Genomic DNA, 21,710 nt, shown 5'->3' on the forward strand with positions numbered 1-21,710 from the left:
TTTAGCGGAAAACTGACGATTTGTCAATATGGGTTTCTCGTCATTGAATAGGAGAATAAGTGATGAATAGATGCGGGCAGGCCTGAATAAGCTGTAAATATGGTCAAGCATGATGTGAGAAAGGGGCAGCTCTCCGTATGACATTCAGTGCGATGTTTTCCATGACTTATTTTCTCTTGCTCGTCCCGCTCTATTTACATATGAGATACAGACAGGCGAAAAAACAAAAACGATTTATCTATTTACGAACTGAAATCGTTCTTGCCTGTCTGTTTATGTATACAAATGTTTTATTATATTTGACGGTCTTTCCTAATCGGTTTTCCGCTCCAAGGGATCAGGTTAGTGTCAACCTCATGCCTTTGCAGTCCATTTATCAAAATCTCCATGCCTATCATCATGGCTATCCCAATCTTGTTTTTTTAAATTTGGCAGGGAACATTTTGTTATTTGTGCCACTTGGTTTTTTTCTTTATCAAGCATTCCGAACCTTGCGCTTGCAAAAGGCAATTCTTGCTGGCTTTTTCTTGTCAACAATAATTGAAGTGCTTCAATGGATATTCTCGCAATCTGGTATGATTACAAGAAGCAGCGATATTGATGATATTCTCTTAAATACACTTGGCACAGCGCTAGGTTGTATGTTGTATCGGATGTATCAACGAAGGAAGGAGAAAATCAAGTGAAGCGAGTTTGTATCATTCCATGTGGGGCGAAGAAAATATGGGACGTCCATCCAGAGGCAGGGAGCCAGCCGGCGAACCTCGTTTATTTAAGCCCGCTGCATCAGCGTACGAAAAGCTATGCCCGAACGTTCTTTTCAGACTACCTAATCATTTCAGCGAAGCATGGATTCTTAAAGGCAGATGATATTATTCATGAAAATTATGATGTGGCTTTTGGTACACCGCATACTGATCAGATAACAAGAGAAGCACTAAGTCAGCAATTTCATGAAAAACATCTCACTGCATATGATGAATTAGTGATACTAGGTGGAAAGAAATATCGAAAGGTGATCGATCCGTTATTACTTCCTCATCAGACAGCGATTTATCCGCTGGCTCCATATAAAGGAATTGGCTATATGCTTCAGGCGTTAAAGCAAGCCGTTGAGACAAAAGTAGAACTTCCGCCGCATATTTAACGTATTCACATCTACCGGTAAGCAGGGTTTTGATCATTAAAAAGAGAATGAATGAAGTAGCGATGCTGATTGTTTCATATCTTTTCAGCAGCCACTTGGATGTCCGCATCGCTTATTAGAGTGGCTATATGAAAAAGGGGGCGTATGAACATGACAACCATCTATTTAGCTGGTGATTCAACCGTTTCATCTTACCCAGATCGTCCTGTTCAAGGAGGATGGGGAGAGTTTTTACATCGCTACACAGCGCAGGGTGTGAGCGTCGACAACCGCGCAATCGGTGGAAGAAGCTCAAAAACATTCATTGAAGAAGGACGGCTTGATAAAATATTGGCTGACATTCAGCCTGGGGACTGGCTGTTTACACAAATGGGGCACAATGATGCTTCAACGGAGAAGCCCGAACGGCATACAGATCCTTTCACAACGTATAAAAGCTATTTGTCTCAATATATTCACGGAGCAAGAGCGAAAGGAGCTACACCGCTTTTATTAACGCCAGTCGGCCGCTTTCATGAAAAAGACGGAGAATATATCAATGATTTCCCTGATTACTGTGCCGCTATGAAAGAACTAGCTGATGAAGAAGAAGTCCTTCTTGTAGATTTAAATACGGCAAGCCTTCAGTTTTATCAAATTTCCGGCATAGAGAAAACGACTTCTTACTTTATGCTGTCAACAGGCATAGAGGATCGCACGCACTTTACAAAAGAAGGAGCAGATGCGATTGCAAGGCTTGTTTCGCTGGAATTAAAGGACCTTGGATTAACGATTGTGTGATGGATGACAGGACGAGAAAGCGCTCGTCCTGTTCTTTTTTTGCAGAAAGCTATTGATTCCCTTCACCAGAGTAGACTACAATAGGTACATATGATAATGAGAATCAATATCACTTATAAATAGATCAATCGATGAAAAAACGGAGGGACTCAAATGACAGATCAGCTTGAATTGTTTGACGTCACCATTATTGGCGGCGGTCCAGCAGGAATGTACACCGCCTTTTATAGCGGGATGCGGGATTTAAAGACGAAGGTACTGGAGTATAACGAAAGCCTTGGCGGAAAAATCCTCCTCTATCCTGAAAAAGTCATATGGGATGTGGGTGGTTTGCCACCAACAAGAGGTGAACAACTGATTCAGCAGCTAGAAACGCAGGCGAAAACATTTGAACCAGAGATTGCGTTGAATCAAAAAATCACGCAATTCGAGCGGGATGAGAATGGTCATATCCTGCTGACGGCTGAAAATGGCGATCGTCATTTGACAAAGACCCTCATCTTAGCCATGGGTCACGGAATACCAGTTCAGCGAAAACTTGAAATCGAGCATGCAGACCGTTATGAAGTAACAAATCTTTATTACACCGTACAGGAGCTAAAGACGTTTGCAGGGAAGCGGGTGGTCATCTCTGGAGGCGGAGATTCAGCTGTTGATTGGGCAAATGCCCTCGTTCCAATTGCTGAAAGTGTGACCGTTGTGCATCGTCGTGATATGTTTGGCGGACATGAAAAAAACGTCGCCAACATGAAAGCATCTAGTGCTCGCATTCTCACACCGCATGAACTCACAGAGCTTCATGGTCAAGGTGACAAAATTGAAGCCGTCACCATTCAGCACTTAGAAACAGGCGACATCGAACGAATCGAAACCGATGCTGTCATCGTCAACCATGGCATGAAAGGTGATTTAAGTGTTCTATCAGAATGGGGACTCAAGCAAGGTGAGTGGGGACTCATCGAGGTCAATGAAAAGATGGAAACCAATTTACCTGGTGTCTATGCAGTTGGCGACTTATGCACACATAAAAGTAAAGTGCGTTTAATTGCCGGTACGTTTGTTGATGGAGTCAATGCACTCAATAGCGCAAAGCTATACATCGAACCAGAAGCAGAAAAAGTAGCGTACGTGTCTTCACATAATGAACGCTTTAAAGAGAAAAACAAAGAATTACAAACGGCTGGAGCGCGATAATCACCATTCAGTCAGACATTGAAGTGCTAAAATGGTTTATTTTAGCACTTTTTTATATGGAAGGAGAAAGAGGAAATGACCGCCTATACTCATACAATTCTTCGCATGAAAGAAAGCAGTAAACGATCTCTTTCTGTGAAACAAACGGACTCATGGCAAACATCTTCACTGATGTTCTTGACTACGGACGGTGCGGTAAGACTTGACATGGAAGGAATTCGATATGAGCTAAACGCCAAAGACAGTGTGTTGATCCGCTCAGGAATAGATGTCATGGTTCAATCTTTATCCAGCGAGCAAGTGGTAATCTATACTGTCACATTTGACCAATTCACTCTGGCACAAGATGCACAAAATGAATTGGTCTATAAGGTGAATCACGATAATCTCCCTGATAACGGGGAAGTGGTGAAAGGCTCTGCCGTCCTTTTTTCTTACATCAAACAAATACAGACGAGCCAAATCATACAAGAACAGGCGAAATGGCTGGAAGAAATCATGTTCATTTTCCGCAAACAATCCAAGCCATACAACGAAAAAGTGCATTATTCGATTAACATGATCTTGCAGTATATGGCTGAGCATTATGATCAAAAACTAACAAGAAAAGACTTAGCTCATAAGATGGGGTTTCATGAGAGTTACTTTTCTACCTTTTTCAAACAAAGTATGGGGATGAGTGTGACAGAATACATTGCACAAATTCGAATAGACGAAGCCAAAAAACGTCTTCTGCAAACAGACGATCAAATTCAAATCATAGCACGGCAAGTCGGGTATGCAGACAGTTTATATTTCAGCAGGAAGTTCCGTCAAAAAACAGGGAGAACGCCCAGTCAGTTTCGAATGAACCGAAGACCAGAGCGTATTGCTGCTTTTCAATTTGTCGGGTCATTGGTTGCAATAGGCATTGAGCCTGTTTGTATTGACGAAGAAACCTATCTCCATTCAGATATATTGAAAGAACAACTGGCCGGTTCGCTCGTCATAAATGAACATACGCCTGATGACGTCTTTAAATCACTTCAATTAGATGTCATCATCGTCCCTAACTATTATTATTCAAAACCTGCATTGATCAAGCGGTTGGAGCAAATCGCACCAGTTCTTGTTCTGCCATACGTCGGTCATCATGCTGTACCAGAGGTACTGTCTATAGGACGCCTTTTAGGAAGAGAAAATGAGGCAAACGATTGGGTGAAGCGATTTGAACAGCATAGTCAACAGGCAAGAAACACCCTGTCTTCCTTTAGAGAAAAAGGCGAGACCGTTGCAATCTATGAAATGAGAGGACATGACAAAGTGTATATGTGGTCCTATGAGGCAAGAGGGGCCTTCTATCTTTACGAAACGCTTGGCTTAAAACCTCCAAAAGCCATTTTAGAAGAAGTTCTTCTTCCTAATCAACATACAGTCATTCCTTTAGAGAGACTTGGAGAATACGAGGCGGATCATATGTTTTTTATTGTCTCTGACCAATATGGGTGGTATAAGCAAATGGACAAGCGAATGGAAGAAAGTGATGTTCTTCGTCAATTATCGGCTGTGAAAAATGGTACCTTTTATCCAGTAAAACTGGAGGAGTTTCGATTTGATGAAGGAGAGCGTGCACTTCTTTTGATGGACCGGTTTGTCTCTCAATTGACACACCCAGCCTATCCAACAATTGTCCATATGTAAGTTGCGAGAATCCTCCATAGACCACTACGGGTGAGGTTGATAGAATACATGAGACTAGTAATTGATAACTATTCTCATTTGTAGTGGCGAAAATGAAGGAGGAATATGGAGATGAAAAAGACGTATTGGATATGTGCTGTCATTCTTCTAATGATATTGACGGCTTGTGGCAATAAAGAACAAGCCAAAACAGCAGAATCAAAGCAAGAAACGAAAACGGTTGAAACAGTGAAAGGAAAGATAGAGATTCCAGCTGAACCTAAACGAATTCTCGTAGATGGATATTTAGGGAGTGTGATTGCACTTGACGTTCAGCCTGTTGGATCGACCACGCAGGATTTAAAGAACGTACACTTAAAGGACAAGATAAAAGGAATAGAGGACATCAGTGACGAGCGTTCAGCTGAAAAAGCACTTAGCTTAAAGCCTGATCTGATTATCACAGCAGTACAGGATGAAAAAGTCTATGATGTGTACAAAAAAATAGCGCCTACCATCGTGTATCCTTACGGTTCTTTCAAAGATGCACATGAAGAATTGACGACGCTGGCAAAAATTTTAAATAAAGAAGAGGAAGGAAAAGCATTCCTCACCGCCTTCGATCAACGAATCGAGGCTGCTAGGAAAAAAGTGAAGTCTGCTTTAAAAGAGAATGAAACGGTCTCGATCATGGGCGCTTTTAAAAATGATGTCTATGTATATGGTAACGGAATTTATCGAGGCGGGCAGGCATTATATCAGCAATTACAGGTAAACCCGCCAAAACAGGTCAGAGATACGATTTTAAAAAGTAAGACAGGGTATGAAGTCATTTCTTATGAAACCCTTCCTGAATATGCAGGAGATTACATTTTCATTGATGAAAGCAACGGCGGAACATTTGATAAAAACAATTCTATTTGGAAGAGTCTAGAATCTGTCAAAAAAGAGCAGACCTATCAAATGGATACAGAGTTCTTCTGGCCTTACGATCCGATTGCAGTAGCAAATCAAGCGGAAGAGTTTGCTGACATATTGACAGAAATGTCTGATCGGTAGGAGGTCTGTCAATTGTTAAAGCGTTTCTTCTCATACTACAAACCATATATGGGGCTGTTTATATTAGATTTTTCCTGTGCGGTACTGGCAGCCTTACTCGAATTATCCTTTCCCCTTGCCATCAGTAAAGTGATGGACGATTTGCTGCCAAATGGTGATTGGGATGCCATTTGGTTTTGGGGCATTCTGCTCCTCGTTTTATACGTGATCAGTTCTACGATGCATTATGTCGTGACCTATTTTGGGCACAAATTAGGCATTAATATAGAAACGGATATGAGGAATCAGCTATTTTCTCATGTGCAAAGAATGTCCTTTCGCTTCTTTGACAAAAAGAAAACGGGAAAACTCGTGTCCCGTATGACAAATGATTTAATGGATATTGGTGAAATTGCGCATCATGGCCCGGAGGATTTATTTATCGCGATCATGACACTCACGGGTGCCTTTGGCTTGATGCTGTCGATTAATTGGCAGCTGGCAGTTCTCACATTTATTGTCGTTCCATTCTTGATCGGATTATCCGTCTACTTTACGAAAAAAATGTCTGCTGCTTTTGATAAAATGTTCTCGAGTATTGGTCAATTCCATTCACGTGTGGAAAACAATATTAGTGGCATACGGGTTGTGAAAGCATTCGGAAATGAATCACATGAAATGGACCGATTTATTGAACATAACGAGCAATTTAGAAAGACAAAGCTAACCACATATCAAATGATGGCTGTGCATACCGCTGTCAGTCATTTTCTTATTAAGAGTGTGACAGTGTTTGGCCTTGTATGCGGCGCATGGTTTGTGCTGCAAAAAAATATGACGTATGGGGAATTTGTGTCATTTGTACTTTTAACAGGCATCTTCTTAGGACCCATCCAACAAATCAATGCAGTCATTGAAATGTATCCAAAAGGTGCAGCGGGCTTTAAACGATTTGCATCACTCATCGATCAATCACCAGATGAAAAGGATGCGGATGATGCCATTGAAGTTGATCAGTTAAATGGGGATATCGTTTTTGAGCATGTGTCTTTTCAATATGAATCAGACAAACCGGTTCTTCATGACATCAATCTTGAGGTAAAACAAGGAGAGACCATTGCGGTCGTAGGTCCCTCTGGTGCTGGGAAATCGACGCTTTGCAGTTTGCTGCCACGTTTTTACGAATGGCAGGAGGGTACCATTACAATTGATGGCATAGAGACAAGAAAGATGACACTGCCTTCGCTGCGGAGACAAATTGGTGTCGTCCAGCAAGATATTTATTTATTCCATGGGACCATTCGAGAAAACATTTTATACGGAAAACTCGATGCATCTGATGAAGAAGTGTGGCAGGCAGTGGAGAAAGCCCAACTGAAGGATCTTGTAAATAGCTTGCCAAATGGGCTTGATACGATCATCGGTGAACGCGGAATGATGTTATCTGGCGGACAAAAACAGCGTATCTCTATTGCACGTATTTTCCTTAAAAATCCGCCAATTTTTATTTTAGATGAAGCCACATCTTCTCTGGATACGGAGACAGAATCCTTTATTCAGGGCTCACTTGAAGAACTATCTGAAGGACGAACCACGTTTATTATTGCGCATCGCCTAGCGACCATCCAGCATGCTGATCGGATTGTGGTTTTAACAAAAGAGGGCATCAAGGAGCAAGGCAGGCATGAAGACCTGCTGGAAATGGACGGGATGTACCGGCGTTTGTATGAAACACAATTTAGAATGTAAAAGAGGAAAAGCCGGTATATTGCCGGCTTTTTAGCGTGTGATCATCATCCGACCATTAACTGCGGGGGGCAAATAACATCACACTGACACCAGCTAAACAGATCAAAGCACCCATCCAGTCATAGAAATCAGGGGTTTTGCGATCGACCCACCAGCCCCAAAACACAGCGAGAACGACAAAAACACCGCCATAGGCCGCATAAACCCGCCCAAAGGTCGGGAACTGCTGGAATGTAGGGATGACGCCGTAAGCGACCAAGATGAGGCTACCTGCGATTCCGTAGCTGACGGGTTTTGCTTCACGCAGCCACAGCCAGACAAGATAACCGCCACCTATTTCAGCCAGACCAGCTAATAAAAAAAGAACAATCGTTACAATCATTTTCGGACACTCCAGTTCTCCAGTTTCGTTCTATTATGACATGATGAAAGGATGCGTTCTACCTGATATAAATTGAGAGCCTGACGAGAGTTTGCTAAAATCAACTGAACAGTGAATGAAACACATGGATTCTTGACTTTCCTTGAGGCGAGTGATCCAAATGGTCAATCCATCCGTTGAGTAAGTACATTCTCATGAGGAACACATTTCCTTTTTCAGCGCTCTTTTTTTCTCCTTGAAAAAAGAGTAAAGTACAAAGGAGGCTTATCTCAGCAATTTGAGTGATGAGCCATACGTGAAGATTTCATGATGAATGCATAATGCTCTTTCTCATGAAAAAGGAAGGAGATGACCATGGACACACTGAAGGATTTTGAGCTGTATCACAAGATCAAACATGATCGACATAAGCCCTCGCTTGAATTATTGTACGATCGCTATGAACGTGTGTTATATTCGTTTATTTATAAAATGACTGGAAACCGTGAGCTGGCGGAGGAAGTGCTTCAAGAAGTCTTTATCAAGCTTTGGCGCGGCATAGGAGAATACAATACAGATAAAGGGAAATTTTCCTCATGGTTATTTATGATGTCACGAAACACGGCAATCGATCTATTAAGGAAACACCGAAATGAAACAGCTCTTGAAGATGAGCATATTGAATACTTGGCAGACCATCAAGAAGATGTGTCAAAAGAAGTAGAATGGAACGAAGAAAAACAAATCATACGTGAAGCAGTATCAACATTGTCGAAAGAACAGCAAACCATCATCGAAGATGTCTATTTTAAAGGAATGACACAAAAGAGCATTGCGGAAAAACTAGGCATCCCTATTGGAACGGTGAAGGGAAGAGTTCGATTGTCATTGAAGCATTTACGAACGAAACTGTCTCGCGGAGGAAAGGAGGAAGAGGCATGACTCAGTGTAAACATCAAGTCATTGATTACTTTAACGGGCATTTACAAGGAGAAGAAAAGACGCAATTTGAAGAACACATCAAACATTGCTCGGATTGCAAAGAAGAGCTTGAAGAACTGACATCGCTCATGTCTGATATTCCGTTTCTAGCAGAGGACGAAACGCCTCCGGCAGGGATGAAAGACCGCATTTTATCAAGAGTATTTGAAGAAGAGATACGAGAGAAAACAATCGCTGCAAAATCGAACCCGCCTCAAGATCTCAAAATAGTTCGTGATGCAAATGAGATGAAACTGCCAATGAAGAAGAAAAATCAATGGCTTTTGCCTCTCGTTGCCGCACTACTTCTCATTTCTGCAGCTGGGAACGTGTATTTCTTAACAAATGGAACAGATCAAGCAGAACAACCTGTCAAAGTTGTTGCGACAAAATCACTGGCATCTGCCGAATCGGCAAAAACAACGGGTGCTTTTTCAGTGATTGAGCATCACGGCAAAAAAGAGCTTGTAGTGAGTGCCGACGGATTAAAAGGCCAGCTTGATTCATCAGCTGTTTATCAAGTATGGCTCATTAAAGGAGATCAGCCCGTTCCGGCCGGTGCCTTTAAAACAGATAGCAAAGGGGAGGGCACCGTCACCTATGCGTTATCTGAAAAAGAAGCAAACGAATCATGGGATACTGTGGCTGTCACCCTTGAACCAAAAAAGGATAACAAGCTTCCGCAAGGCCCTGTCGTACTGAGTGCTGCATTTTAAGCTTGATTCATGAAGGATGCCTTTTTCAGGGCATCCTTTTTTGATAGGCAGAAGGAACCTTATGACAAATGAGACGTACTACATATAGAGGTGAGACACATGCAGCGATACATAGAAAAACAACTATTTCTCTTATCAGGTAGACACGCATTTACCGCATTTTATTTTTTGGTGATCCCATTCATTATAAAAGATCTTTTTAAATCAACTCCTTTACTTATGGTCATGATCGCTCTTTTTATCATTCATCATTTAGTGACAAGTATCGTATGGTTTTATAAATCAAGAAACATTCGAAAGCGTCAATCAGGTGACCTAACCAAACGGGGACATCTCGTTGTCCAGATCATGCAGAGGCTCGAACAGCTCATGATGCTCGGTTTTGTGATGTTATTGATCAGTGGATGGATGCAGGGAGACATTGTGACGTTATTATTCACAATTTTTCTGTTCATCGTCGTTTTCTTGCAGCACATTCAGTTTTATTATGTTCAGTACTTTTTTAAATCGAGCGGCTGGTTCACCTATGTCCTCTCTTTACAAAAGGCTCGTCCTTCTTACATCGTGAGGGAACGAAGGGCTTTGAAGAACTCCTAAATGTGCAATCGCTTGCTGACTGATCCATCAGCATCAGAAATGTATGATAAAATGTGGAAAAGAAGCATGGAGAAAGGGAGTGCGAGCGAGTGAAAGCAGTTGGATTATTTGAGTATTTGCCAATTGAGCATGAACAAAGCTTGATCGATCAGGAGGTGGCAAAGCCCAAAGCAGCTGGCAGGGATGTTTTGGTGAAGGTAGAGGCTGTGTCGGTGAATCCAGTGGATACAAAGGTGAGGTCACCGAAGAATCAGAAGGAAGAAGAACTGAAAATTCTTGGCTACGATGCAAGCGGTACGGTGGTGGAAGTAGGCGAAGCGTGTACGTTGTTTCAGCCGGGTGACCACGTCTATTACGCAGGAGATATCACGCGACAAGGCTCAAATAGTGAATACCAGCTTGTGGATGAGAGAATTGTGGCGAAAAAGCCTGCAAATCTCTCTTTTGCCGAAGCAGCTGCCATGCCTCTTACAACAATTACGGCATATGAAGCGCTATTTGACCGAATGCATATGAAGCGGAATGCAGAAGGCTCGACCTTGCTGATCATCGGTGGTGCAGGCGGAGTGGGCTCCATCGCCATTCAACTCGCCAAATTAGCAAAGGCGACTGTGATCGCCACTGCATCAAGACCTGAAACAAATGAATGGTGTCTCTCATTAGGGGCTGATCATATCATTGACCATCACCAGCCGCTCTTAGCGCAGCTTCAGGAAAAAGGGATTGGCGAAGTGGATTACATTTTATGCTTAAATGATACAGATGGCCATTTCAAAGGGATGGCAGAAGCGATTAAACCTCAAGGGACGATCTGTACCATTGTTGAAAATCAGCACCATTTAGACATTCAATTACTCAAAAATAAAAGTGCTGCATTTGTATGGGAATTCATGTTCACACGGCCGATGTACAAAACCTCGGATATGATGAAGCAGCACGAGCTTTTAAAAGAAGCGAGTACATTATTTGAAGAGAAGAAGTTAAAACATACATTAACAAAGGTGCTCAGCCCCATCAATGCCGCCAATTTGAAGCAGGCACATCAAACACTTGAGCAAGGGAAGATGATAGGTAAATTTGTTCTAGAAGGATTTTAAGGAGGGGCAGCAGATGACATCATTACAATATCCGATTGGCTTATATGAACCGGTGGACCAACAAACGAAAAAGCAGCTGGAGGCATGGATTGATGAGCTGGCACTCATTCCTCAAAAGTATGAAGAGGCAGTTGTCCCATTGACAAATGATCAGCTGGATACCCCATATCGGCCAGGAGGATGGACCGTTCGTCAGCTCATTCACCACGTAGCGGACAGCCATCTGAACGCCTACTTGCGATTTAAACTTGCGCTGACAGAAGAAACACCGCACATACGTCCATATGATCAAGAAGCATTTGCTTCACTTCCTGACAGCAAGGCGCCTATCAGTCTATCACTGCCGTTAATCAGCAGTCTGCATCGCAGGTGGGGCACATTACTTCGCGAGATGACAGAGGAAGATTTCAACGCTGCATATTACCATCCAGCCGATCAACAAACGGTGTCCTTATATGATGCAACAGGAATGTACGTCTGGCATTCACAGCATCATCTCACCCATATCACGGAATTAATCAAAAGAAATCAGTGGAAGTAAAGGAGTCAACACATGTCTAGTAGAAGAATTGTCGGCGCTATGTTTATCTGCACGGCGGCATTGTTTTATATAGCGAAATACGTTTTGTTTGAGATTCGCTATGGTGGAAATGTAAGCACAGTAAGAACGATCGAGGAGCTGGAAGATATACTCCCAGGCGGTACGTGGATCAGCATCATTTTTCTCATTATCGGTTTAGGTTATCTCTTGTGGGATGACCGGGAAGTCATTCGTCAATATCTTTTCACCCCAGATAAACAAGGAAAAGAAGAATTAAAAAAGACGGACCTCAAGTGACCGTCTTTTTTTCTTTTTTATCCACGTTCGGGACGAAGTGCTTTTTCTAAAATAGCTAGACCTTCATTGACTTTTTCTTTTTCTTCGTCATTGAGCCGTTGCAGGGAATTTTTAATTTTTTCATGCCCTTTTTGATAAATACTTCTGAAAATATTTTTCGCTTCCTCTGTTAATTCTACGACAATGATTCGACGGTCACGCTCAGAATGCTTTCGTTCCACAAAGTTCGATTGTTCTAACCGATCAAGCAGCCCTGTCATATTGGACAAAGAAGCCCCCATTTTTTCAGCAATTTCGGACACCTTAAGAGAGCCATGGTTATTGAGCAGCATGAGCACCTTCATTTGAGGCATACTCATATCCAGCTTCATCCATTCAGAAACATCTCCAAGTCCTGCAGCAGTGAGTACTTTCATATACAGCACCCATGTCTTTTTTTCCTCAGGAGATAGGATTTCCTCTTTTAGTACGGTGGTGTCATGAATATTATATTCCACGCTTGTTCACTTCCTTTAAGCGGCTCTTTTCTTTATATTACTGATTTTTACTTCTAATTGAAAGTATCATGAAGCTTTTGAATGTTAAACTGCATGAATTAAGTGGTATTTGTTGTATAATAATGGTCAGTTGAAATTAATGAAGCAACTTAGAAAGTTGGGAAAAACATGTGGAACAAAAAAACGGGTATGACGATCTTAAAAATGCTCTTTCCGATCGTGATCATCCTTGTCTTAATTTTTGTCGCCAAGCAGGAGCTGAGCGGCCTTTCCATTAAAAAGACGTTTTATATTATTGACAGCTTGAATCGAATGGACTTGTTTATTCTTGTCTTTCTTGGACTTGTCGCTGTTTTATCCATGTCCTTATATGATTTTATTTTAAGAAAAAGCCTTAATATGCCTATCAGCGGCTGGAAAACGATCCGAATTTCTTGGATCGCCAACTCCTTTAATAGTGTGCTTGGTTTCGGTGGTTTATCAGGAGCAGGGCTTAGAACGCTTCTATACAAGGAATACATAACAGATACGAAAAAACTGTTGAAAGGCATTGCCCTTTTAACATCCTCTGTTCTGCTGGGCTTATCTATTTTCAGTGATTTGATTTTAGTTAGGGTCCTGCCTGTTGAAAGTATTATTAGTCAGGAGCCGTGGTTATGGGCATTTGTCATTATTTTTGCTTGTATTGTGCCCATTTACATCATCATGGCGTCCATTCGAAAAAGCTCGATTGAGAGCGGTGAAAACGGACTGAAGCACCCGATCTATGCTTATATTGGTGCATCGTTTTTAGAGTGGCTGGCAGCTGGTCTTGTCATGTACATGGCTGTTGTCTCTATGGGGATGAACGTTGATGTCCGTATTGTATTAGGCGTCTTTGCGATTGCGTCAATCGGCGGTTTAATCAGTATGGTTCCGGGCGGATTTGGTTCGTTTGATCTGATCTTTTTACTCAGTATGCAATACATTGGGTTTGATAAAGAGATGGTGCTGACAGCGCTTGTATTGTACCGCTTCGTTTACTCCATTTTCCCGTTTATTCTTGGACTTTGTCTAGCGGCATACGATTTAACTGGAACAACACTCAGGCGTCTTGAAGGCAATCCGAGAATGGCGCCTGCTATTGAAACAACAAACGTCTTAATTGTTTTGCACCGAGCTTTGCTCATCCGTTTATTGTACGGATCTTTGTCCATTTTAACGTTTGGAAGCGGTTTGCTCATTATGGCTTCCGTTGTGCTTCCTGTTGATCGTTTAGGTGTGATTACAACCATTCCACGCTTTTTGTTATCAGGATTTAATGGTCTTTCTTTAATGTTCGGGATCATTTTAATGATTTTGTCCATTGAAGTGTATAAAAGAACGAAACGGTCTTATCTATTGACAATGATTGCCCTAGCAGGCGGCTTTGTGTTTACTTTACTAAAAGGGTTTAACCTGAGTTTGATCTTTATATTGCCGGTCATCATGGTGGTATTTTTCTCGCTTCGAAATCAATTTGTGAAGCAGCAGGCCCCTTATTCTTTGAATCAGTTTGTGGCGGCCGCCGCCGGATATTTACTCGTGTTGTTTAACTATAATGTCATTGGGAACTTCATTTGGATGAAAATTGGTCATTTCCTAAGCAAGGACTATTTGGTTCATAATGAACGGCATATCACGATGACCAGTATGATTGCTTTAATTGGTGTTCCTCTTTTCTTTTTCATTAGCAAATTGATTTTTAATAAAAAAGCAGTTCCAATCGGTGAAGAAGCCGATGAAGAAAAATTAAAAACTTTTCTCGAAGAAAAGGGAGGAAATGCTCTTAGTCATCTAGGTTTTTTGGGAGACAAAAAATTGTTTTTCTCAAGTGATGGGGAGGCGATGCTTCAGTTTGGCCGGATTGGCCGTTGCGTTATTGTGCTTGGAGATCCTTCTGGGCGTAAAGCCTCTTATCCGCTTGTACTGGAAGAATTTTTGGAGCAGACAGAAAAAGCAGGCTATCGTGTCGCTTTTTATCAAGTAGAACGTGAAGGAATGGCGCTTTATCATGACCTAGGTTTTCACTTCTTTAAGCTTGGGGAAGAAGCGATGGTCAATTTAGAAACGTTCTCTTTGTCAGGAAAGAAAAAATCAAACTTACGGGCTGTCGCAAATAAATTTGAACGAGAAGGCTATACGTTTGAAATGCTGGAGCCGCCCTTTTCAGAGGAATTGATCTCAACCTTAAAACAAATCTCTGACAGCTGGCTGGGCAAGAAAAAAGAAAAAGGATTTTCATTAGGCTATTTCAATGAAGACTACCTTCAAAAAGCACCGATTGCGATTTTAAAGGATGAACAAGGGCAGATCATATCTTTTGTGTCCTTAATGCCGATGTATCAAAAAGGAGAGATATCCATCGACCTCATGCGTCATATGCATGATGCACCGAACGGGATGATGGATGCACTCTTTATCCACCTGTTTCAATGGGCGAAAGAAAAAGGCTACACATCCTTTAACATGGGAATGGCGCCATTATCGAATGTTGGCACGTTCCATCAGTCCTTTCTGACAGAACGTTTGGCGAGTGTCATCTTCAATAACGTCAGATATATGTATAGTTTCAGCGGCTTACGGTCGTTTAAACAGAAATATAAACCAGAATGGCGCGGAAAATATTTAGCGTATAAAAAGAATACATCACTGCCTGTCACAATGGTGCTCGTCACTAAGCTGATAGGAATGGACCCAAATCGAAAACGGCGTCCATAAGTCCAAAGAACCTTTACCTTTCACTAGGTGAAGGTTTTTTTAGACAAAAGAATAGCAAAAGTGGTAAAGTTGAAGGGTAAGGGGGATGTTCACATGACACTAAATGAATGGTTTACAAAGGGATTAGCTGAACGTACATATGTACACAACATGGAGAAAAACCGTGAAAACTTACTCACGGTGTATAACCAGTACGCAATTCATCAAAAGGAAAAAGAGCTGCTTCAAAAACTTCAAAAGAAAAAGCTCAGAGCGCTTGTGATCACGGCAGATTGGTGCGGTGATGCGATGGTTAATGTACCTATTTTCATGCGTATTGCAAATGAAGCACTGATTGATGTGCGCTATTTCATTCGGGACGAGCACCTAGACCTGATGGATCAGTATTTAACGAACGGGACCGCAAGATCGATTCCGATTATCGTCATCATTGATCAGGACGGGAAAGAAGTGGGGAAATGGGGACCTCGCTCAGCAGAAGCTCAGCGCTTTGTCGACGAGAAAAAGCCGGATAAAGATGCACCCGATTTTGAGGAAGCATTTAAAGTGTTTGCGAAAGAAGCCGCACATCACTATACGACAGATCGTTACTTATGGAAAGATATTGAGAAAGAAATAGTAGAAGTTTTGGCAAAAATATAAACCAAAAGACTACTTCGCCGCAATGGGAAGTAGTCTTTTTTTATCTTGTTTTTGCGTTTTACCTACAAAACACCGCATAAAGATGTAGAAAAACCGCAGAATTCTATCAAATACCGCAGAAAACCGCAAAGCATCACGATTTTCCCAACCACTTTTAGTTGAAAAACCTCATATATGCCATGAAATCAGCTGTTTTGCCCTTATCTAAAGGCTCATATAACGCACGTCGGATGGCTTTTTCCCAATACAAGAGGCCCAGCAACTATAGTAATCTAGTTGTAATCTCCTTTGAACGAACTAAAAAAATAAATGAAGGAAAAGGGCTGGCGATCAATTTATGAAAAAAATCATCTATCTCGATCAAGAAAAAAAGAAGCTCGCTGAATCAAAGAAAAGAGAACAGCGTTCCATCAAATCACTCAGACTGCTTGTGTTTTATGACGGACAAAGTCCTTCATGTGCAAAAGCAATTGACCTGTTGAAATCACTCGATTGGAAAAACCGAATTCACTTTGAATCATTTAGAAACTCACAGCTGCTGAGACTGAATAAAATTAGTGAAGAGAAGGCAGAGAAACGAATCGTGTCTATTTCCTTAGCGAAAAATCAAAAAAACTCAGGGATTTATACGTGGCTGAGAATGGCTTGTCACATCCCTGCATTATGGGGAACGGTCCCATTCATTGTACTCAGCATTTGGCTTGGCTTTGGGCAGCATGCTTACGATTATTTTGCGAGAAAACGGTACATTCATTCTGTCGAACAAGTCACCCGTCCCGATACAGATCAACAAAAGACCATCTAATCATAGAAAAAGCATGACCTTCGATCGGCAGAAGGTCATGCTTTTTTATAATACGGGATATATGATGCTAAGTGATCAAGCAGCTTCGTTGTGTAAGACATATATGCACGCTTATCAAGCTCAGAAGCCGCATAGGAAAGCAAGGTTCTAAGAGCAAACAAGTACTCATTGTGGAGCTGATTGTGTTCAAAGTAAGGAATCGCTGCTTCTACTAAATAAGTTTTCAAATCATGAGGATTCTCTTCAATCATCAATTTATAGATTTTAATCATATATAAACAGTTTGGTTGAATACGAGGCTGTTTGAGCAGCTCGTGTATATATGGAAGCGCCTTTTTGCGATCATATTCCGCATACAATGTCGCGATTTCATAAAGCGTTTCACAGTAACGATCTTCTATCTGTTCTTGATTAAAATAATTGAGTGAATCTAGTAAATAAGGCACAGCGGATGAGAAATCGCCTTGGCGTTTTAAGAGAACCCCGTAATAAAAATAAGCTGTCATCTTAATATAAGCATCAGGGTGAAGCGATGTGTGTAAAATCACTTCTTTTAAATATCTTTTAGCTGTTTGAAAGGCCTTTAATTCCAGTGAGATGACCCCATGAATGAGTGTACAATGAATGACCCGCTTGAAATTATTTTTTTGTCTATACAAATCCATTGCTTGATGTGTGGCCTCAAGCGCATCACCGAGATGCCCCATGGCTCCAAGTGCTTTTGCATAGTGATAATACAGGTCGCTCTGTTCAACAGAAGCGTAAGAAAAGCAGCTTTCAAGTCTTTTCAATCCTTCTTCGAGCTGACCGATTTTAATCTGGTGGATGCCATCTAGATATTCAAACGTTTCTTTTTCTGTGTCAATAAAGGTTTTTTCAAACTTCTTAAGCACGCGGTGCGTTTTTAAGGCAAGCTGCTGTTTTTCTGTTAATAAATAAAATTGAAATAAGGACAAATGATACTGAATCCCTAAATCTAGCGAAAAGAACTGTTCCTCGTGATGAATGATCATTTCTGCATTTTGCTCTGCTTGATCGAGCGCATAGAAATACATGTTCATCTGAAACTCATCGAGCAATGACAACAGATGACGCGCCTTTTGCGACAGCGTTTCTTGACTAATTCCAAGCCGTTCAAGCAAAAGATTGATCGTATCTTGATTGGCCTCTTTTGAGCCATTTTCAATTTTACTTAAATGAGAGACAGAACAAATTCCTTCTGCCAACTCCGATTGGGTCATATTTTGTTTATAACGATAGAGCTTGATGATTTGCCCAATATTGATTTTCATTCCATTCAGAAGCCTCCCTTCCAATCATGGGTTGAAAGCTTTTTGAAAAAATAGCCGCATTTAACAAAGTGGAAATACCTGAAACCATTTCATCATCTTGGCTTTTTTCTCAAAATTTGTTTAAAACGTAATATGATTGTAACATTACTTGAAAAAGTCAAACAACTTTTTAGCAGAGAGGTGAGGTCTTATTTGCAAACAGCACATGATCATGTTTATAATGTGAATGAGAATCAATTTCAATTAAGGTTGATTGAAAGGATGACATATATGCCAGAAACAAAACAACAAACAGAAGCGTTAACGGTTCGAGACGCTGTCAGATATAGACGATCGATTCGAAAATTCAAAGAAACGCCGGTGAGCATTGAACAGCTTCAGCCATTATTAGAGGACGCAGTCTATGCACCCAATCATAAAATCACGGAACCTTGGCGTTTTTTATATGCAGTGACGGATGAAGCAAAAGAGGTATTTGTTGAGCGGTTTATTGCTTTCTTTAAACGCAACAATCCAGACGCAAAAGAAGAAAAGATCAATCAGTACAGAGATTATTTTTCTAAAGTACCAGCACTTTTACTTGTTGTTCTAAAAGAAGACGAAAATCCAGTTGTGAGAAATGATGATTTTGCCGCTGTGAGTGCGCTCATTCAAAACTTCCAGCTGCTGGCTTGGGATCAAGGAATCGGTATGGTATGGAAGAGCGGCCGTATCTTATACGACAAAGGGTTTCAACAGGATATGGGATTAAAGGAAAACGAACGCTTTGCCGCGATTCTTCACATCGGTTATCCAGAAGAGGTACCTGAGGAAAAGTCACGTCAGAAGGCATCAAGTCTGCTAACTGAAATCAAATAAAAACAGACCTTTTGATAGGGTCTGTTTTTTTTACTTATTGTTTTTTGGCACGCTGATCGGCTGCTTTCATACGTGCCATCGCTTTTACGTCATTCGGATCTGCAAGTTCTTTGGAAAATTCAACATATTCGCCATCCGTCTCTTGTGCCGCAAGCTGGTGGTTGGATTTTTTGTGTTGGTCTTTTTTCAAAGCTTTTCCCTCCTTTACAAGATCACTTTAGTTATGTGCTTGTAAAAGAGGAATATCCGTTTTATTTGTTTCTTTTTTCTGCTGCTCTTTCCGCTTTTTTGAATTCCTGCTGATACAGAACTTCCTGGGTTTTCTTCAGTTTTGAAGTCGGCTGGTGTTCTTTTTTCTTCATCAAAATCGCCCCCTCATCTCATTTTTAATAGGATGGGTGTTTTTGACAAAATTTATTCCTCTGAATGCAAAATCGCTTCTTTTAGCTCAGGGTGTAAAAATTCATAAGAAGACAGCAGTGCCTTTTTCGGCAGAGCACGTTGGCCTTCTAATACAAGCAATGACATGTCGCCAAGTGCGGTTTTGATGACAAAGGACGGCACCTTCAGCCAGTGAGGGCGATGAAGGGTAGATGCAATAGTTTGCCCCAGCTGCTTCATTTGAACAGGATTTGGAGATGTGACATTGAGTGGACCTGATATGTGTTCATGTTGAATGGCATACGCAATGAGGTGTGCTACATCCTCCACGTGAACCCAAGATACCCATTGCGAGCCAGAGCCAATCGTTCCACCGGCAAACAGCTTGTATGGCAAGGTCATAAGAGGAAGTGTGCCTTTTTCTCCTAGCACTACCCCAAAGCGTGTATAAACCGTGCGAATACCGAGCGCCTCAATTTTTTGCCCTTCAGCTTCCCAAAGTTTAGATGTATGACTTAAAAAGTCTGTATCGGCTGGAGGGGCCTCCTCCGTAAAGTCTTCTGTCTTGGAAGTGCCGTAGATACCGACAGCACTTGCTTGAATGAGCACAGATGGTTTCGATTCCTGCGCTTCTATAATGCGTCTCACTTCTTGTGTGGATTGAAGACGGCTGGAGAGAATGCCTTTTTTTGCTTTGTCCGTCCAGCGTGTGAAAATGGATTTTCCAGCAAGGTTAATCCATACATCAATCGCAGGCAATTCATGTTCAGGCTTAGCACCTTCTGTCAGCCACTGCACGTAATGTAAATGATTTTGTTCGGATTCCTTTGGATTTCTTGTTAAAATATATAGATGATGTCCTTCAGCTGCGAGCACCTTTGTGACATGCTGGCCGATAAACCCGGTTCCTCCGGTAATGGCGATATTCAATTGACATCTTCTCCTCTCATATACATACCTATATCTTTCACGATTTTGAATCAGAAGAAACATCCTGACTGTTTGAAAAAAGGAGTGATCACAGGATGCCCTATATTACGAAAATCTCTGCTCAGAAAAACAATACAGAACGCGTGAACATCTTTCTTGATGAAAAGTACGCTTTTAGCGTTGATCTAGATGTGCTCGTCCAGCATGATTTGAAAAAGGGAAAAGAGCTGGACGAAGCCGATATCATAGAGATTCAATTCGGTGATGCAGTAAAAAAAGGATTTCAGCAGGCCGTCGATTATTTATCGTATCGGATGAGATCAGTGAAAGAAGTCACCGATTATTTGACGAAAAAAGATATACCAGCACCTGCTATTAGTGAAATTATACACAAATTAAAACATTATAAGTATGTAAATGATCTTGAATTTGCAGAAGCGTATGTAAGCACCCACCGAAAAACGAATAGCAAAGGCCCGTCAGTGCTAAAAAAAGAATTAAAGCTGAAAGGCATAGACGATGACACCATCGAACAAGCACTATCGCAATATCCGAATGATTTGCAGCTAGAGGAAGCAGTGAAACAAGTGCTAAAGCTGGTTAAGAAAGAGAAAAACCGGTCCGCAAAAGAAATTGAACAGCGTATCAAATTGCAGCTTCAGCGAAAAGGATTTTCATTTGATATCATTGATAAAGCCCTTCAAGAAGCCTATGATGGACAAGAAGAGGAAAAGGAAGAAGAAGCCCTTCACTATATGCTTGAGAAGGCAAAACGCAAGGTAGGTTATGACGGATCATTTGAGAAAAAAATGAAAGTGAAGCAATTCCTTTACCGAAAAGGATTTGATCTTGATACAATTGATCACGTTTTAGACAAAGGGGAATGACAGATGGAAAAACGCTATAGTGAAATGACAGAATACGAATTAAAGCAGGAGATTGCCGCTCTTTCTGAAAAAGCAAGAAAGGCTGAGCAGCTAGGCATTGTGAATGAATATGCCGTGTTGGAGCGGAAAATTGACATGGCGAAAGCCTATTTATTAGATCCAGCTGCTATTCAAACCAAAACGACTTATCACATCAAAGATACAGACGAGCAGTTTTATGTGGAGTATTTAAATGGTGTTTTTGCTTGGGGCTACAGAGTATCAGCGCCAAATAAAGAAGATGCTCTGCCGATTTCAATGCTTACGCAAAAGGACTGATCCCTAGAGATCAGTCCTTCAGCGTGTAGACAAACCCTCGCATTCTTTGTCAGTCCTGCGTGCTGGTGCTCACGAATGTGAAATTCGCTCCGCGCCAGTACTCGTCCTTCCTAGACTGCAAAGGTTTTCTATCACGCTGAAAAGAAGACAAAGGGCTAAAATCAAGTTCATTTTAGCCCTTTGTCAACAATCTGAAGGACTGAT

The 21,710-nt window shown here is 41.4% G+C and carries 25 protein-coding genes; 19 read left to right on the plus strand and 6 right to left on the minus strand.

Translation table 11 applies throughout. The annotated features are described in order from the left end of the window. Nucleotides 1-137 precede the first annotated feature (137 nt). The 7 genes from NSQ17_RS04105 to NSQ17_RS04135 all read left to right on the plus strand — a co-directional run bounded on the left by NSQ17_RS04105 (nt 138) and on the right by NSQ17_RS04135 (nt 7,567). The gene (locus NSQ17_RS04105; protein WP_256689105.1) at nt 138-686 is read left to right on the plus strand and encodes a VanZ family protein; all 549 of its coding nucleotides are present in this window, start codon (nt 138-140) and stop codon (nt 684-686) included. Further along, on the plus strand, nt 683-1,147 hold the full coding sequence (locus tag NSQ17_RS04110) for a DUF6884 domain-containing protein (protein ID WP_025206957.1): 465 nt from the start codon (nt 683-685) through the stop codon (nt 1,145-1,147). The genes NSQ17_RS04105 and NSQ17_RS04110 overlap by 4 nt, the downstream gene beginning before the upstream one ends. 150 nt (nt 1,148-1,297) lie before the next feature. Then, nucleotides 1,298-1,927, plus strand: a complete 630-nt coding sequence (locus NSQ17_RS04115; RefSeq protein WP_039167979.1) for a rhamnogalacturonan acetylesterase — start codon at nt 1,298-1,300, stop codon at nt 1,925-1,927. Nucleotides 1,928-2,080: 153 nt separating this feature from the next. After that, nucleotides 2,081-3,121: an NAD(P)/FAD-dependent oxidoreductase gene (locus NSQ17_RS04120; RefSeq protein WP_024720272.1), complete on the plus strand. Its 1,041-nt coding sequence runs from the start codon at nt 2,081-2,083 to the stop codon at nt 3,119-3,121. A gap of 75 nt (nt 3,122-3,196) precedes the next feature. Next, a complete protein-coding gene (locus tag NSQ17_RS04125) occupies nt 3,197-4,801 on the plus strand; it encodes an AraC family transcriptional regulator (protein WP_342467884.1) in 1,605 nt (534 codons plus the stop codon). Nucleotides 4,802-4,912: 111 nt separating this feature from the next. Further along, a complete protein-coding gene (locus NSQ17_RS04130; protein ID WP_024720274.1) occupies nt 4,913-5,839 on the plus strand; it encodes an ABC transporter substrate-binding protein in 927 nt (308 codons plus the stop codon). Nucleotides 5,840-5,851: 12 nt separating this feature from the next. Then, nucleotides 5,852-7,567 carry an ABC transporter ATP-binding protein gene (locus tag NSQ17_RS04135; protein WP_007496669.1) on the plus strand — a complete coding sequence of 572 codons (1,716 nt, stop codon included), beginning with the start codon at nt 5,852-5,854 and terminating at the stop codon, nt 7,565-7,567. 55 nt (nt 7,568-7,622) lie between these two features. Here the strand turns inward: NSQ17_RS04135 and NSQ17_RS04140 are convergent, their stop codons facing one another. After that, entirely contained in the window at nt 7,623-7,949 is a 327-nt protein-coding gene (locus NSQ17_RS04140; RefSeq protein WP_017358827.1) for a YnfA family protein, read from the minus strand. Nucleotides 7,950-8,303: 354 nt separating this feature from the next. Here NSQ17_RS04140 and NSQ17_RS04145 point away from each other — a divergent pair, with 354 nt between their 5' ends. The 6 genes from NSQ17_RS04145 (at nt 8,304) to NSQ17_RS04170 (ending at nt 12,157) form a co-directional block, all read left to right on the plus strand. Further along, entirely contained in the window at nt 8,304-8,870 is a 567-nt protein-coding gene (locus NSQ17_RS04145) for a sigma-70 family RNA polymerase sigma factor (RefSeq protein WP_017358828.1), read from the plus strand. Next, the gene (locus NSQ17_RS04150; protein ID WP_342467885.1) at nt 8,867-9,625 is read left to right on the plus strand and encodes an anti-sigma factor; all 759 of its coding nucleotides are present in this window, start codon (nt 8,867-8,869) and stop codon (nt 9,623-9,625) included. Before NSQ17_RS04145 ends, NSQ17_RS04150 begins: the two co-directional genes overlap by 4 nt. A gap of 99 nt (nt 9,626-9,724) precedes the next feature. Continuing rightward, nucleotides 9,725-10,222, plus strand: coding sequence for a hypothetical protein (locus NSQ17_RS04155; RefSeq protein ID WP_135010415.1), 498 nt, complete (start codon nt 9,725-9,727; stop codon nt 10,220-10,222). An 89-nt stretch (nt 10,223-10,311) separates the two neighbouring features. Next, on the plus strand, nt 10,312-11,319 hold the full coding sequence (locus tag NSQ17_RS04160; RefSeq protein ID WP_342467886.1) for a zinc-binding alcohol dehydrogenase family protein: 1,008 nt from the start codon (nt 10,312-10,314) through the stop codon (nt 11,317-11,319). Nucleotides 11,320-11,332: 13 nt separating this feature from the next. Then, the gene (locus NSQ17_RS04165) at nt 11,333-11,860 is read left to right on the plus strand and encodes a YfiT family bacillithiol transferase (protein WP_342467887.1); all 528 of its coding nucleotides are present in this window, start codon (nt 11,333-11,335) and stop codon (nt 11,858-11,860) included. A gap of 12 nt (nt 11,861-11,872) precedes the next feature. Then, the gene (locus NSQ17_RS04170; protein ID WP_024720280.1) at nt 11,873-12,157 is read left to right on the plus strand and encodes a hypothetical protein; all 285 of its coding nucleotides are present in this window, start codon (nt 11,873-11,875) and stop codon (nt 12,155-12,157) included. A 17-nt stretch (nt 12,158-12,174) separates the two neighbouring features. Here NSQ17_RS04170 and NSQ17_RS04175 read toward each other — a convergent pair whose 3' ends face one another. Further along, the gene (locus tag NSQ17_RS04175) at nt 12,175-12,654 is read right to left on the minus strand and encodes a MarR family transcriptional regulator (protein ID WP_008341672.1); all 480 of its coding nucleotides are present in this window, start codon (nt 12,652-12,654) and stop codon (nt 12,175-12,177) included. Between the two features lie 168 nt (nt 12,655-12,822). Here NSQ17_RS04175 and mprF point away from each other — a divergent pair, with 168 nt between their 5' ends. The 3 genes from mprF to NSQ17_RS04190 all read left to right on the plus strand — a co-directional run bounded on the left by mprF (nt 12,823) and on the right by NSQ17_RS04190 (nt 16,840). After that, complete coding sequence (mprF, locus tag NSQ17_RS04180; RefSeq protein ID WP_342467888.1) at nt 12,823-15,393, plus strand: bifunctional lysylphosphatidylglycerol flippase/synthetase MprF; 2,571 nt, start codon at nt 12,823-12,825, stop codon at nt 15,391-15,393. Between the two features lie 93 nt (nt 15,394-15,486). Then, nucleotides 15,487-16,035, plus strand: coding sequence for a thioredoxin family protein (locus tag NSQ17_RS04185; RefSeq protein ID WP_039167961.1), 549 nt, complete (start codon nt 15,487-15,489; stop codon nt 16,033-16,035). A gap of 337 nt (nt 16,036-16,372) precedes the next feature. Then, a complete protein-coding gene (locus NSQ17_RS04190) occupies nt 16,373-16,840 on the plus strand; it encodes a DUF393 domain-containing protein (RefSeq protein WP_024720282.1) in 468 nt (155 codons plus the stop codon). A gap of 35 nt (nt 16,841-16,875) precedes the next feature. On the opposite strand, the gene NSQ17_RS04195 is transcribed toward NSQ17_RS04190, so the two are convergent. Continuing rightward, complete coding sequence (locus tag NSQ17_RS04195) at nt 16,876-18,132, minus strand: transcriptional regulator (RefSeq protein ID WP_008341668.1); 1,257 nt, start codon at nt 18,130-18,132, stop codon at nt 16,876-16,878. Between the two features lie 270 nt (nt 18,133-18,402). Between NSQ17_RS04195 and NSQ17_RS04200 the strand changes: the two genes are divergently transcribed. Continuing rightward, complete coding sequence (locus NSQ17_RS04200) at nt 18,403-18,990, plus strand: nitroreductase (RefSeq protein WP_024720283.1); 588 nt, start codon at nt 18,403-18,405, stop codon at nt 18,988-18,990. 34 nt (nt 18,991-19,024) lie between these two features. Here NSQ17_RS04200 and NSQ17_RS04205 read toward each other — a convergent pair whose 3' ends face one another. From NSQ17_RS04205 to NSQ17_RS04215, 3 genes are all read right to left on the minus strand, one after another. Continuing rightward, on the minus strand, nt 19,025-19,180 hold the full coding sequence (locus NSQ17_RS04205; protein ID WP_008341997.1) for a YfhD family protein: 156 nt from the start codon (nt 19,178-19,180) through the stop codon (nt 19,025-19,027). A 61-nt stretch (nt 19,181-19,241) separates the two neighbouring features. After that, nucleotides 19,242-19,352, minus strand: a complete 111-nt coding sequence (locus NSQ17_RS04210) for a YfhE family protein (RefSeq protein ID WP_017358836.1) — start codon at nt 19,350-19,352, stop codon at nt 19,242-19,244. A 52-nt stretch (nt 19,353-19,404) separates the two neighbouring features. Next, nucleotides 19,405-20,301, minus strand: a complete 897-nt coding sequence (locus NSQ17_RS04215) for a TIGR01777 family oxidoreductase (RefSeq protein WP_046342996.1) — start codon at nt 20,299-20,301, stop codon at nt 19,405-19,407. A gap of 95 nt (nt 20,302-20,396) precedes the next feature. Here NSQ17_RS04215 and recX point away from each other — a divergent pair, with 95 nt between their 5' ends. Continuing rightward, nucleotides 20,397-21,188, plus strand: a complete 792-nt coding sequence (gene recX, locus NSQ17_RS04220) for a recombination regulator RecX (RefSeq protein ID WP_017358838.1) — start codon at nt 20,397-20,399, stop codon at nt 21,186-21,188. A gap of 3 nt (nt 21,189-21,191) precedes the next feature. Beyond that, nucleotides 21,192-21,506 carry a YfhH family protein gene (locus tag NSQ17_RS04225; RefSeq protein ID WP_008341991.1) on the plus strand — a complete coding sequence of 105 codons (315 nt, stop codon included), beginning with the start codon at nt 21,192-21,194 and terminating at the stop codon, nt 21,504-21,506. Nucleotides 21,507-21,710: the final 204 nt, after the last annotated feature.

Origin of the sequence: Bacillus sp. FSL W8-0629, assembly GCF_038593225.1 — a bacterium.
In the GTDB taxonomy this organism is placed as follows: domain Bacteria; phylum Bacillota; class Bacilli; order Bacillales; family Bacillaceae; genus Bacillus; species Bacillus altitudinis.